The 12,721-nt window shown below is 41.8% G+C and carries 14 protein-coding genes and 1 tRNA gene; 5 read left to right on the forward strand and 10 right to left on the reverse strand.

Annotated elements, in window-relative coordinates:
- Positions 1–1,830, reverse strand: coding sequence for a tetratricopeptide repeat-containing sensor histidine kinase (locus tag AC1DFM_RS25260; protein ID WP_477079553.1), 1,830 nt, complete (start codon positions 1,828–1,830; stop codon positions 1–3).
- A 69-nt stretch (positions 1,831–1,899) separates the two neighbouring features.
- Complete coding sequence (locus AC1DFM_RS25265) at positions 1,900–2,142, reverse strand: hypothetical protein (protein ID WP_477079554.1); 243 nt, start codon at positions 2,140–2,142, stop codon at positions 1,900–1,902.
- A 128-nt stretch (positions 2,143–2,270) separates the two neighbouring features.
- Here AC1DFM_RS25265 and AC1DFM_RS25270 point away from each other — a divergent pair, with 128 nt between their 5' ends.
- From AC1DFM_RS25270 to AC1DFM_RS25285, 4 genes are all read left to right on the forward strand, one after another.
- Positions 2,271–2,717: a GNAT family N-acetyltransferase gene (locus AC1DFM_RS25270; RefSeq protein WP_477079555.1), complete on the forward strand. Its 447-nt coding sequence runs from the start codon at positions 2,271–2,273 to the stop codon at positions 2,715–2,717.
- Positions 2,718–3,123: 406 nt separating this feature from the next.
- Positions 3,124–3,996, forward strand: a complete 873-nt coding sequence (locus tag AC1DFM_RS25275) for a CsgG/HfaB family protein (protein WP_477079556.1) — start codon at positions 3,124–3,126, stop codon at positions 3,994–3,996.
- Positions 3,996–4,853 (forward strand): DUF6175 family protein, encoded by an 858-nt coding sequence (locus AC1DFM_RS25280; RefSeq protein ID WP_477079557.1) that lies wholly within the window; start codon positions 3,996–3,998, stop codon positions 4,851–4,853. The genes AC1DFM_RS25275 and AC1DFM_RS25280 overlap by 1 nt, the downstream gene beginning before the upstream one ends.
- Positions 4,854–4,857: 4 nt before the next feature.
- Entirely contained in the window at positions 4,858–5,769 is a 912-nt protein-coding gene (locus tag AC1DFM_RS25285) for a hypothetical protein (RefSeq protein ID WP_477079558.1), read from the forward strand.
- Between the two features lie 64 nt (positions 5,770–5,833).
- Here the strand turns inward: AC1DFM_RS25285 and AC1DFM_RS25290 are convergent, their stop codons facing one another.
- Positions 5,834–6,202 carry a hypothetical protein gene (locus AC1DFM_RS25290; RefSeq protein WP_477079559.1) on the reverse strand — a complete coding sequence of 123 codons (369 nt, stop codon included), beginning with the start codon at positions 6,200–6,202 and terminating at the stop codon, positions 5,834–5,836.
- A gap of 1 nt (position 6,203) precedes the next feature.
- On the reverse strand, positions 6,204–6,398 hold the full coding sequence (locus tag AC1DFM_RS25295) for a hypothetical protein (protein ID WP_477079560.1): 195 nt from the start codon (positions 6,396–6,398) through the stop codon (positions 6,204–6,206).
- Positions 6,399–6,464: 66 nt separating this feature from the next.
- Here AC1DFM_RS25295 and AC1DFM_RS25300 point away from each other — a divergent pair, with 66 nt between their 5' ends.
- The gene (locus AC1DFM_RS25300) at positions 6,465–7,079 is read left to right on the forward strand and encodes a TetR/AcrR family transcriptional regulator (RefSeq protein WP_477079561.1); all 615 of its coding nucleotides are present in this window, start codon (positions 6,465–6,467) and stop codon (positions 7,077–7,079) included.
- Here AC1DFM_RS25300 and AC1DFM_RS25305 read toward each other — a convergent pair.
- The 6 genes from AC1DFM_RS25305 to AC1DFM_RS25330 all read right to left on the reverse strand — a co-directional run bounded on the left by AC1DFM_RS25305 (position 7,072) and on the right by AC1DFM_RS25330 (position 12,694).
- Positions 7,072–7,455: a hypothetical protein gene (locus tag AC1DFM_RS25305; protein WP_477079562.1), complete on the reverse strand. Its 384-nt coding sequence runs from the start codon at positions 7,453–7,455 to the stop codon at positions 7,072–7,074. The genes AC1DFM_RS25300 and AC1DFM_RS25305 overlap by 8 nt on opposite strands.
- 133 nt (positions 7,456–7,588) lie before the next feature.
- Positions 7,589–9,322, reverse strand: a complete 1,734-nt coding sequence (locus tag AC1DFM_RS25310; RefSeq protein WP_477079563.1) for a hypothetical protein — start codon at positions 9,320–9,322, stop codon at positions 7,589–7,591.
- Positions 9,323–9,501: 179 nt separating this feature from the next.
- Positions 9,502–10,419: a hypothetical protein gene (locus AC1DFM_RS25315; protein WP_477079564.1), complete on the reverse strand. Its 918-nt coding sequence runs from the start codon at positions 10,417–10,419 to the stop codon at positions 9,502–9,504.
- Between the two features lie 232 nt (positions 10,420–10,651).
- Positions 10,652–10,738 (reverse strand) — tRNA-Ser (locus AC1DFM_RS25320).
- 87 nt (positions 10,739–10,825) lie between these two features.
- Positions 10,826–11,518, reverse strand: a complete 693-nt coding sequence (aqpZ, locus tag AC1DFM_RS25325; RefSeq protein WP_477079565.1) for an aquaporin Z — start codon at positions 11,516–11,518, stop codon at positions 10,826–10,828.
- A gap of 138 nt (positions 11,519–11,656) precedes the next feature.
- The gene (locus AC1DFM_RS25330) at positions 11,657–12,694 is read right to left on the reverse strand and encodes an asparaginase (RefSeq protein ID WP_477079566.1); all 1,038 of its coding nucleotides are present in this window, start codon (positions 12,692–12,694) and stop codon (positions 11,657–11,659) included.
- Positions 12,695–12,721: the final 27 nt, after the last annotated feature.

Genomic DNA, 12,721 nt, shown 5'->3' on the forward strand with positions numbered 1-12,721 from the left:
TTATAGCTTGATTTTCATCACTACCATAAAAACTTCGTCTTCGCTAATGATTTTCAACTGGTGGCGATTGGGGTACAGGAAGTGCAGCCTTTTCCGGATATTCAGCAGCCCGATATTTCCGAACGCGGAGGACGGCGCTTTACTGTTGTCATCCGGTAGTTTGTTATTAGATATTTTAAAGGTGAATTCATCGTTTTTGGCTTTGGCGGAGATATTGATCCATCCATCTTCCATCAGTTTGCTGATGCCATGTTTGAAGGAATTTTCCACCAGTGGGAGTATGAGAAGTGGTGCTACATTGAATGCGGAAAGGTCCCCATCAATATCCATGTTTATTTCCAGTTGATTCTGGTACCGTATTTTTTCCAGAGAAATGTAGCGTTGAATCATTTGTATTTCCTTTTCCAGGTTCACTGTAGGCGTATTGCATTCATAGAGGATGTATCGGAGAATATGTGATAGCTCCAGGACTACGCCGGAAGATTTATCTGATTTCCGGAGACTTAGCGCATACAGGTTATTGAGGGTATTGAAGAGGAAATGTGGATGGATTTGTGCTTTCAGCAGGTTGAGTGCTATGAGTTTGTTTTTATTTCGGTAGATGAGATAAATGATGAGGCATACGCTGATCAACGCTATAATTATAATGGATGCGAGCAAAATGAATCTATCTTTCTTTTGCAGTTGTACTTTGTTATTGCTGATCTGGAGTTGTTGTTCTACCAGGGCTTTTTCTTTCAGCGAGGTTTGGTATTTGATTTCGGTTTCGAGTATTATTTTTTGGGTGCTGCCATTGATGATAGAATCGTTCAGCTGACTGTATTTTTTCCAGAGTGCCAGTGCTTCTTCGGGATGGTGGAGCTTCTCATGGATGGAGGAGCCCAGCATATACACTTCTTTCAGGTCATTTTTAGGCATCAGTTTCTGGGCGCTGGCGATGGACAGGTCATAATACCTTTTGGCGGTACGTGGATCACCGAGGTTATTATACGAGTTAGCCAGGCCGTAGTTAGTATATATTTCAAAATCTGGATCGGGATCTGATTGCAGGAGGGCCGCTGCTTTTTTATAGTAGTTCAAGCCACCCTGATAATTGGCGGTGCGGTTGCAGATATCGCCCAGGTTAACGTAGGCATATAGTAGTAGTGAATTGTTTTTTAGTTTGCCGGATATGGCCGCTACCTGCAGCAGATGTTGGGTGGCGGTATCATATCGTTCATATAATACTTCTGCATTGGCCAGGTTTACAATGCTTTTGGCCAGTTGCAGGGAGTCTCTTAGTTTAACAGCGATGCCATAGCTTAACTCAGCATAATAAAGACTGTTTTTTTTATCGTGGAGGTCGAGGAAAATAGAAGAGAGGTTATTGTAAGATCTGCGTAGCCCGGCCGAGTCCTTTAGGTTGCCCAGTATTTTCAGGGCCTTGATCATGATTTCAGCAGCGGGTTGTAATTGACCTAAGCAGCGGTGTTGAATAGCGATGTTATTGTAGATATGAGCAGTGGAGGTATTGTCCTTTAGCTGGAGACTGATGACAAGCGCCTGTTCATAAGTGTTTAAAGATTCCTGATATTGTAAGCGCGAGTAAAGGTACATGCCGTAATGTTCCAGGTATTGCTGCTTTTGTGCAGGGACAATGGTATTTAATTTTTCCCTGGTTTTTTTAATATACCAGTCGGCGGAATCCAGGTCGTTGTTATCTAATTTTTCCCTAATGCTGATGAGCCATTTATGCACCAGCAGTGTGTCGGCAGCAACGGTTTGCGCCCGTAGTGCGGGAGGTGATAGTATTATAAGTACGAGGATACAGGCTATTCTGATAAAATACATGATGGCTAAGATAAATGATTCCGAAAAAAAATAGCTACAGAAGTAAGCGCTTCTGTAGCTGAAAGTTGCTTATAGTATTCGTACGGCAAATCTTCCGGTGATACTGGGGAGGGTATTAAAATCACTGGTACCTGGCATAAATGCACCTTTAGGCGTGCCTTTCGCCACACCTAAAGTCGTGGCCACCCCTGGTTCGTCCTCATTTTCCGGAATATCCGGGCCTGGCTTGTCAGCGGGCTTTTTACCACAGGCACTTAATGGCAGTAAGAGCAGCAGGCATAATTGCCATATGTCGGGTTTTATCTTTTTCATACAGGCATGTTTTAACCTGACAAAGGTATTTTGCCGGAAAGGCTGAGAAATGAGGTGTAGTGCTGAATTTTAGAACTAAGTAGTAATACGGATAATGTATTACATTTGACAACTGAAATTTTGCGCTTATGAGATATACTGTGTCAGCAGTAGAAACTACAGATTACCCTGAAGTAGTGGCCGTATGGGAAGCCTCTGTGCGAGCTACCCACGATTTTTTAACGGAAGCAGATATTCAATTCTACAAACCACTTATTATGCAGGAATATCTGCAGGCAGTAACCCTGTTTTGTGTAAAAGATGAAACAGCTAAAATATTAGGCTTTATAGGAGTGGCCGAACAGAAAGTGGAAATGTTATTTTTAGATCCTGCTGCCAGAGGAAAAGGCATTGGCCGGGATTTAATTAAATATGTAATTGAACAGGAGAACGTTAATGCCGTAGACGTAAATGAACAGAATACCCAAGCGGTAGGTTTTTATAAACACATGGGTTTTAGCATTACCGGCCGATCCGCCACCGATGGGATGKGAAAGCAGTTTCCTATTCTTTTCATGACCTTACAGCAAGCGTAAATGATACGAATATCGTAGCGTACCGCATACTTGTCGAGGTATTTATCTACCTAAAAATATTTATAACAAAATTAAATAATATTTTATCTTCGTATAGGCTTATACGATATATTCCTATGCGGGTATATTAAAAGCAATCAGACAGTAACAAATAGTTTTTTATCCGGCTTGAAAAATTGACAATAGCGTAGCCAATCCTATACCTGATTAACAGCATATAAAAATGCTTCGGAAGAATGTAAATGCCCAATAGTATCCCTTATACACTTGCGCCAGGAGGCATACTGCCACTTGTTTTCCCCGTGATGGTGAAGTTTGTCCTGCATGATAAGTTTGTTGGTGGTCATTAATTAGTCCTTCTTAAAACTGGCTGCTGTGATGGCGCCTATAAACATTAAATAAAAAAATGAAAAAGCAATTTGTCCTCGCCCTTTCCACCTTATTTATTACCACCCTGGCTGTAGCACAGGAAAAAGCCCTGGTAGGTATTGTTCCATTTAAAAGCGCTAGCAATAGTGGTAGTAGCCGTGATTACTATGATAGAGATGCCGATAAAGGTAATCGCGTTGCCCTGCAGGATGCAGTAGCAGAAGGATTCCTGAATTCGAAAAGGTTTTCCCTGGTAGAAAGGGAAAAAATGGATCAGCTGAATTCAGAAAAGAATCTGCAGAAAAGTGAAGACTTCATCGATGGTTCAGTGATTGAACAATCTAAGTCGCTGGGAGCGCAATATGTAGTATTAGGGAATGTGGCTAAAGCGGGTGTGGACAAAAAACAAACAAACCTGCCTTACGTAGGTACCACCACCAGTTATATTGCTGAAATTTCTTTCAGCATCCGCGTAGTAGATGTAAGTACCGGTGAAATCATTGCCTCCAGTAGCTTTAGTAATTCTGCTAAAGGAAAGAGCGCCTTTGATGATGCCTTGAAAGGTATTCGTCCGCAGATTGAAAAGTTTGTAAAAGATAACTTCAAAGTAGTAGTGTCTATTGCTTCTATCGAAGAAAAATCACCTGCAGGGGAAGCCGTTAAATTGCTGATTGCTGGCGGATCATCTACCGGCGTAAAAGAGAACAATGAGTTTAAAGTATATGAAGAAGTAGCCCTGGTAGTGGATGGTAAAAAGATGACCAGAAAGAAAGCGATTGGTAAAGTAGTAGTAAATAAAGTAGAAGATGAATCATTTTCTGTTTGTACGGTAAAAGAAGGCGGCGCTGATATTGCAAAGAAAATTGAAGCGGGTGCAAAAGTTAAATGTGAACTGATAAACGGAATATAATGCGCCAATTTATAACCACCATCGCACTGACACTTACGGCCGCTACAGGCTTTGCACAATCTATACAAACACAGCAAAAAATTATGGTGATCCCTTTTACCAAAGATGGGGAGGACATCAGAACTGTGCTGGATAGTGATGTAAACAGACGCATTGCCATCGCGAAAGTAAAGGAAGGGTTAGACGCCAAAGGCTTTACCACTGTAGATTTTGTAGGCAAGCTGAAAGCAGCGCGCGACAACCAGGTATTTACTTCCGATAACCAGACAGACATCAAGTCCAAAATAATTGAATTTGCCGCCTGTGATATTTTTATTGTGGCAGAAGTAGATGCGCAGCAAGATAACCAGGGATCAGGCGTAAACGTCATTCTTACTTCTTATGAATCGGCTACCGGCAATTCACTGGCCAGCAAAGTAGGCAGTTCCGGAAAATTTTTTACGGCCGACCTGGGAAAGCTGACCAACAAAGCCGCAGAGAAATGTATGGAGGGTTTTGCAGAAGCCATGCTGCTGAAATTAGCCGATATCGCAAAAAATGGGCAGTCGGTATTGGTGAATTTCTCTTTCGCTGAAAATGCCGCTACTAACATGGCCGCTAAAGTGAATAATGAAGTATTGTCTGATGCGCTCGAGCTATGGATGTCTGAGCATACCGTGAATGGCAACTATCATATACAGGGCACCACCAGCCTTAAAATGATTTTTGATGATGCCCGGATACCATTGAAAGATCCCAATAATAACCGGTTTACCGCCAGCAAATTTTCTTTGCAGCTGATCTCTTACCTGAAGTCGTTAGGACTTTCAGCGTCCAGGGATGTAAAAGGGAATACCATTTATATCACTATCAACTAGAAAAATGAAACAATATTCTTTTAAAGCCCTTGTGCTGGTACTGTTTTCTTTTTTGGGAATAGTAAAGATGGCCACCGCACAACAAACTGATTTTACACTCGGTGTAGTGCTGCCCGAAGCAACGAATGGCCTCACTCCTGAACTGTTGCAGAAGCTGTCGAATAAAATGACGCAGATCATTAATAACTCCGGCGAAGCCATGATGGGATATACCAATGATTTTGCGGTATATCCTGTACTGTTGGAAGAAGAAACCGGTGTAGTAGAAGGTGGACTGCAAAACATGACCGTTACCACGGTAGAGTTGTCGTTGGCGGTGAAGCAGTATGCCGGCAATATTGTATATAATACCTTGTCGAAAAAACTGAAAGGAAGCGGCAATAATAAAGCATTGGCCATTGCCAATGCCATCAGCCAGATCAAGCCGGCAGATGAGAGCTATAAGCTGTTTATTACTACTGCCAAAACTAAAATCATTCAGTATTTCACCGCCAATTGTAATAAAATCATTCAGCAGGCTACTGCATTAGCTGCAAAGCACGACTATGAGCAGTCGTTGAGTTTGCTGCAGTCTATTCCGTCAAACGTAGGCGGTTGTTATGCTACTGCGCAAACAAAATCGCTGGCTATTTACAAGGAAGCACAGGCGCTGCTTTGCAGTAAAAACATTGCACGGGCAAAAGCGGCTATTGCCAATAATGATTTTGAACTGGCCATGAATACATTGGATCAGATTGCACCAGATGCTGCGTGTAATAAAGAAGTAACAGTGCTGATTAAGCAGCTGGAAGCTAAAGTAGAGAAGAAGGTACAGCGGGAATATAGTTTGCAGGAACAAAGCATCAATGCGATCCGGGAAATAGGCAAAGCGTATTACAGCAGTAAAGCCAGTGCTACCAGGATTATTGTAAAGTAAGTAAATACAAGCCACTGTCTGATCTGTTTTCAAAAGGAATCCAGGTCAGGCTGTTTTTTTTAAGCTACCGAACGCTTTTAACCACGCGGTGGCCATGAACATAGTAATAGAATAAACTCCCCCCAAAATAGGCCACAACATCCCACACATCGCTGGTATACTTCGGTGAATAGAGCGGTAATATCCATTCAAAAATAATAGCCGTATAGGCGGCGATAAAAAGCAGGTAAGATAACGGATAAGTATAGGCGTTGTTTTTAACAATGTACAGGCGTGTAATCGTGATGGTTATATGTGCCATAGCTGGTACGGCTATAAAATCAGTCAGGTAGCCATTCAATACCGGGATGGGGCATTGTAGCTGCCTGAAGCCGTGAATCACTATCCATAGCAGGCAGTAGGTGATGAATAGTGGATCAAATAACTTTTTCATGCTACAAAACAAACATAATGGCTCCGCCAAGGGTGAGTGTAACCAGCGCAATCATGACCGCGAATAAGTAGAATCCGCTTTCCTTTAATATTTTTACCGGTACCCCGTCCGTTGGTTTGATGGGAAACATGGTACTTCTCAGCCGCTGAAACAAAGACATTTGATCAGCTATTGGATCAGTTGTTTCGTTATTCATTTCTTTGGATTTAGAACAAATGTACTAATTATTTCCAGATTTAGAACATTTGTTCTAAATTTGAATATGGAAACGAAAGAACGCATCCTGAAAACGGCGCTGGACTTGTACAATGAGCAGGGCGTACATGCCATCACCAGTCGGCATATTGCCGCAGAAATGGGGATCAGCGCCGGAAATTTGCATTATCATTTTAAGCATACGGATGAAATCATTCTGACATTGTATAACCGGTTGGCGGTAGATTTTGATGCCATCATGGTATCGATAGGCGCTGCATCGGATATCGATATGGATACGGTAAAAGGTTTTGTGGGCAGGTCGCTGGAATTGACGTATAGGTATCGCTTTATCTTTTTACATTTTGTGGAAATAAGTATGCGTATTCCGGCAATCAGAAAGGATTATCATGCCTTAACACAAAGAAGGGAAAAGGAATTTCTGGCCATTTTTGATAAGTTTAAGGCAGATGGGGTCTTTAAATCAGATATCCCTGCACCTGTGCTACAGGCGTTGGTGACACAGATATTTATTATGGGAGATTTCTGGCTTTCTAACAATGAATTAACGGGTAAGTTAAGGGGAAGTAAAGCGATTGCGCATTACAGTGGTGTTTTTGCCAGCATGTTTTATCCTTATCTGACTACAGCAGCGCAGCAGTCGATGTATAGCACTAATTAACAGTGGCGCCTATTGTTGAATAGTAGTAACCGGGCGTACCGCCGGAGAACTTCACCGGTCCTTCAATGAGTAAGGATTCATCGGTTGTTTTGATCCTGATTTTCCATTTGTTATTACTGGGGTGACGGGCTTCCATAAATACACCTATCCCCTTTTGGAGTGTGTCGGTTTTTTGAAAAGTGCCTATGCCGGAAACACTCCAGTTATTATTGGCGCCGGCAGCTCCACTACCATATTTTATTTCTGTAAAAGGAATGTCTGTATTGGATTCTACCTCGTAGATGATGATGATTTTATTGGGGCTGATTTGTTGATCCTCCTTCATGCAGCTGGTGAAGCCGGTAATAAGCATCAGCAATGCGAAAATTTTTTTCATGGGGAGATATGGTTTTGATACATGGTGCTATGCTGATATGTACGTAGAGCAGAGGTGGTTAGATTGATTACTTATCTAAATAGAAAAATCCCAGGCAACATTCGTTACCAGGGATTTTTTTTATTTAGATATCCTACTTTATATTAATAATCCCTACAGCAACTCTTGTTTTGGCCCAAGTTCGGTCGGTTCTGCCAACCATGTACATATTATTCCCAACAATGGCTCCTAAACGAGGCATGGAGATCGGAATGTCTGTATTGGTGAAAAATACTTTTCTGCTAACTTTTCCGGAAACTTCATCAATGTTTAAAACGAAGCAGTCAGATTTGGAGAAGCGGTAAGCTGATTTTGCTTTCTGCCCAGCCTGGGTAACAGTGATGTTTTTACGGTTATCATTGAAAAGCACCTGGATATTTCCATGGGATTGAATGGCGCCAAAACCCGAATAATAAGGTCTTCCCTGTTCAGCAAAGTAAGGTATCATGCGGACTGCTATGGGAGAGGTAATCGTTGAACTGCCGTAGCCTACTACTATTTCTTCCCGTTGTTTTTTTGGAACTATTTGTAGCCATCCAATCTGGCCGTTGCCATCTATTTTACAGATCATCAGATCTCCGGAGACGTAGACGGAGGTAGAGTAAGATGTGTAACTGCCACGTACACCCGGCGTACCGGGAGAATAAGACGAGGAGGTAACTTCATAATGCCTGAATTGCTCAGCAAGAATAATCAGACCATTGTCTGCTGTATAAAAGATTTTTCGGAATTGCATATATTTTGAAAAACCTTCAGCATCGTCTTGCATTTTCGCCAGTTCTTCTCTCTTTTTTCTTTCTTCTTTGGTTTCTTCTCTGTCATCGTCATCATCCCCCTGATCGCTAGTCAACAGTGAGCTATTGATTTTCTTATCACTGGTAGAGATAACAGTTCCATCGGCCGCATTGATTCTTTGAACAAGTAAACCGTCAATCGTTTTGCCTTTTCTTGAATTGCTGTAAAAAGCAGTCAGAACGAAGTCTTTATTCTTTTCCTGTAGTAATTTGGTATTCATGAGCCATTTCCCATCAATGTTGGTATTAATTTCGGCCTTTTGTGTTCCTTTATCGTTGTAAATACGAATATTGTAATTGGTAAAGTCAAGAAATTTATCTTTTTTCTTTTTCCCTTCTTCGTATTCGTACATACGCCCTACCAGTACGACATTGCGATCGCTGGTATATAGCAGGTCTTCCAGCTCATATTTCTTGCGCTCAAATTCATTCTTTAGTATAAGTGGCTTAGCAGCAGCCTTCAGGTTTTTATCTAGTTCCTGGATTTTGTATTCGTTTTTTTCACTTCCTTCCAGGCTACTTACAATCAGGATTTTGGAACTATCCACATTGTAGTCAATCTTGAAGTTAACATCATCACTTTTTTCATTTAGTTGAAAAACGCTGGTCTGTTTCCAGTCGCCGGACAGCTCACCGGTACTTTTATCAATTGCAGCCGCATAAAGGGTGAGCGTTTTTTCGCGTTTGCTATAATCAGATGCAAAGAGGAATAACTTATCCTGGAATGCAAACATTTGTTCAAATTCTTTTCCTTTCAACTCTTTGTTGAAATCGTTGCGGTAAACTTCTGCTAAATTCTTATCTACTTTTACAAGGGTGGCCGCTTCCCTATAGCTGACGCCTACTACAAAGTAGCTTTTCATGGCGACATGGCCTTCCTGAAGATAGGCGCCGGTATTATCTGCAGATATTACTTTCAGATCGGTACTGCCTTTGCGCATTTTAAAATCGTCGCCCCATTGAATAGAAGGGGCTTGGGCCATGGCGGAAATGCCAAGAACTGCTAAGCACAGGATTAGGTAAACGCGTTTCATTAAAATGTTTTTGGTATAAGGATGATATTATTTTATAAAGATAGAAATATTTGAGAGGATATAGGAAGTAAGATGGTGTAAAATTTGGAGGTAGTAAGAAGTGGAAACGACTTTAAAGCGTCGATAAATTATGTTATCGACGCTTTAAAGCGAGTAATAAAAATGTTTAGCTGCCAGGTTTAAAGGTTGATCACTTTCGGAGTACTACTCCAGTCTTTATTTATGCTGATACTGAAATTAGTCCCAACGCTTTTTGGACCGCTTATTGGGTCATACAGTTTACCTGTAACAACAGTTTGCGTATTCCGGTATACATCTACGGAGATAGTTTTGTTTTTCCATTGTTGGGTGACCCTGTCTTTATAACGAATAACTAAAGGAAGGTAATGATCATAGGAAACAGCAAGAAGTGTACTATAGTTGCCCAGCGACTCGTTGGAAAGCGCGACGCTACCATAAATAGCATAACCAGGCCAATCGTCCAGACCAACTCCTGCCCACAGGTCAATCACTGCGGGTTGGGCCGGCAGATATACGGTTACCGAATCTGTAGGTGTCAAATCAAGAATATTTACGTTAATCCGGGCCATGATTCTAGACAACGTTGGCATTTCAATATTGGTGGTATCTCCAGCCACTGTGACAGACTGATTCTTATAGAAAATATCAGGAAAAGGGCCACTGGGAACATTATCGATGGACGGAATAACCAGGAGTCTGTGTTCGCCGCCGAAAGTTACCGGAGCCGCACTTGCGGCAAGCGCGATCGTATAAGTACCAGGTAGGATACTATCTGATATGGTACCAAAATCGGAGTCGAGAGATGTTTGATGCCTATAGCTAACAACGGTGTAGGAGTTAGCATATAAGCAATAGTAGATGTCTGAAATACCTGCTAATGAGCTGTCTCTGGCAGTGGAGGCAGAAGATGCGCGACCTGATACAGCAGGGAAAGGCTTTGTTTTTTTAATGAAGTCATCCACGTTGATTTTCAACACACTTTTTTTCTGATTTTTCACAGGTTCATCTGGTTCATTTTGCTTGGTACAGGCAAAGGCCAGGCACAGTAATAGGCCCGCTAAGAGTTTTCTTTTCATAGATAAATTTGTGTAATTATAAATAATGATTGTATCCGGGATATAATGAATATGGCCTTATAAAATAAGCGTGAACAATTAACAAACAGTATATAAAATATTTCAAACGGCAGTAAAGGTAATATTTTTAAAATGAGAAAAAAATAAAGGAACAAGATTTTAATGAAATATGGCGTAGCAGACTAAAACAAAAAAGCCCTGATAACTTGCGTTACCAGAGCTTTAAAGCTTGCGGAGAAGAAGGGATTCGAACCCTTGATAGGCTTTCACCTATACACACTTTCCAGGCGTGCCAGTTCAACCACTCCTGCACTTCTCCGTGATTATCTTTTCTGAACTAAATGGAACGGTTGTTTTCCAATTCAGGGTTGCAAAGATAATCCTTTAGTTTATATTTCAAAACTTTTTATTTACTATCATATAATTTCCAGATTCCTGCTCCAAGAAGCCCGCCTACAATAGGTCCTACAATAAATACCCAAAGGTTGCTGAGTGCCTGACCACCTACAAAAATAGCAGGTCCGATACTACGGGCAGGGTTTACAGAAACGCCGGTTACCGGAATACCTACAATGTGGATCATTGTCAGGCACAAACCAATGGCTAATCCTGCAAAAGCTGTATTACCATTGTTTTTGCTGGTAGCTCCATGCACTACTACGAGGAAGATGGTGGTTAAAATAATTTCGGCTACCAGGCCACTCATCAGTGAGTAATGGTCTGGAGATCCTTGCTCTACCCCATTTGCGCCCAATCCATTGGCGGCAAGGGAATAGTMGGCCTTGCCCTGGGCTATGAAGTAAAGCAATGCAGAAGCCACAATAGCGCCCAGAATTTGGGCTACAATGTATGCACCCGCATCTTTACCCGATATTTTACCGGTAGCCGCCAGAGAAATGGTAATGGCCGGATTAAGATGGCAACCGGAAATATGACCTACGGCATAAGCCATCACAACTACTGATAAACCAAATGCAAAAGCAATACCCAGGAATCCCACATGTGTGCCGGCTAACACTGCGCTGCCACAACCCATAAATACTAAAACAAAAGTGCCAAAAAACTCTGCAATAAATTTCTGTGATAATGAGACCGCCATAGAAAGACAAATTTTGTGGTGAATAGAAATCGGGGAATGTGAAATTGGTGATCACTAAATTTACCTTAAATATTCAAGATAAAAAAAAGCGGGAAGCACAACTAAAGTGCTTCCCGCTTGTATAACGCTGTAATAAGGTTAGTAAACTTCAATAGGTGTTAACTCGCCACGCAAAGAAGCTTCTATCATCGTCTTCGTTTCTGCCGGTGATAATCCCTGACCCAATACAAACATCAGTTTGGTAACTGCTGCTTCAAAGGTCATGTCATGGCCACTTACAACACCCATCTCCATGAGTTGCTGACTGGTTTCATATTTCCCCAGTTCTACGGAACCTCCGTCACATTGGGTAATGTCAACCACTACGGCGCCGTTGTCAATTACTTTTTTAATGCTTTCAATAAACCAGGGTTGTGTGCTGGTGTTACCGCTACCAAAGGTTTCCATGATCACTCCTTTCAGGCCGGATACGCTCAAAGTGGCTTCCACGGCTCTTCTGGTGATGCCTGGGAACAACTTCAGCACCGTAATATTTGTTTCCAGTTCTTTATGCACCTTCAGTGGTTTCACTGGTGGCGGCAAAATGAACTGGTGTTTGAATTTAATATCAATGCCTGCTTCCGCCAGCTGCGGATAGTTCATGGTATAGAAAGCCTCGAATTTTTCCGCATTGTACTTTTTAGAACGATTACCTCTGAACAGAGAGAAGTCGAAGTAAATGCATACCTCTGGTACCATGGATACACTGGTGCCATTATGCCTGCTGCAGGCTATTTCCATGGCCGTAATAATGTTCTCTTTGGCGTCCGTACGTATTTTGCCGATGGGCAACTGGGAACCGGTTAAGATCACTGGTTTCGACAAATTCTCCAGCATGAAGCTGAGTGCGGAAGCGGTAAAAGCCATGGTATCGGAACCATGCAAAATAACAAATCCATCGTATCGATCGTAGCGATCTTCAATGATACTGGCCAGTTCTACCCATATCTCCGGCTGCATATCTGATGAATCTATGGGTGGATTAAATGCATACACATAGAAATCGATCCCCATCCGGTATAGTTCCGGTAAATTATTCCGTATCTCGTTAAATCCGATTGGGCGCAGTGCTTTGGTCTTATCATCATAGATCATACCCACAGTACCGCCCGTGTAAATAATCAATATTTTACTCATTGTGCTATTAGCCATTGCCTGCAAAGG

The organism is Chitinophaga sp. 05T412, from assembly GCF_056396465.1.

Excerpts from the sequence above, each read along its gene's own strand:
- AC1DFM_RS25260 (WP_477079553.1), bottom strand. The coding sequence starts at position 1,830 with ATGTATTTTATCAGAATAGCCTGTATCCTCGTACTTATAATACTATCA.
- AC1DFM_RS25265 (WP_477079554.1), bottom strand. The coding sequence starts at position 2,142 with ATGAAAAAGATAAAACCCGACATATGGCAATTATGCCTGCTGCTCTTA.
- AC1DFM_RS25275 (WP_477079556.1), top strand. The coding sequence starts at position 3,124 with ATGAAAAAGCAATTTGTCCTCGCCCTTTCCACCTTATTTATTACCACC.
- AC1DFM_RS25280 (WP_477079557.1), top strand. The coding sequence starts at position 3,996 with ATGCGCCAATTTATAACCACCATCGCACTGACACTTACGGCCGCTACA.
- AC1DFM_RS25285 (WP_477079558.1), top strand. The coding sequence starts at position 4,858 with ATGAAACAATATTCTTTTAAAGCCCTTGTGCTGGTACTGTTTTCTTTT.
- AC1DFM_RS25290 (WP_477079559.1), bottom strand. The coding sequence starts at position 6,202 with ATGAAAAAGTTATTTGATCCACTATTCATCACCTACTGCCTGCTATGG.
- AC1DFM_RS25295 (WP_477079560.1), bottom strand. The coding sequence starts at position 6,398 with ATGAATAACGAAACAACTGATCCAATAGCTGATCAAATGTCTTTGTTT.
- AC1DFM_RS25300 (WP_477079561.1), top strand. The coding sequence starts at position 6,465 with ATGGAAACGAAAGAACGCATCCTGAAAACGGCGCTGGACTTGTACAAT.
- AC1DFM_RS25305 (WP_477079562.1), bottom strand. The coding sequence starts at position 7,455 with ATGAAAAAAATTTTCGCATTGCTGATGCTTATTACCGGCTTCACCAGC.
- AC1DFM_RS25310 (WP_477079563.1), bottom strand. The coding sequence starts at position 9,322 with ATGAAACGCGTTTACCTAATCCTGTGCTTAGCAGTTCTTGGCATTTCC.
- AC1DFM_RS25315 (WP_477079564.1), bottom strand. The coding sequence starts at position 10,419 with ATGAAAAGAAAACTCTTAGCGGGCCTATTACTGTGCCTGGCCTTTGCC.
- AC1DFM_RS25330 (WP_477079566.1), bottom strand. The coding sequence starts at position 12,694 with ATGAGTAAAATATTGATTATTTACACGGGCGGTACTGTGGGTATGATC.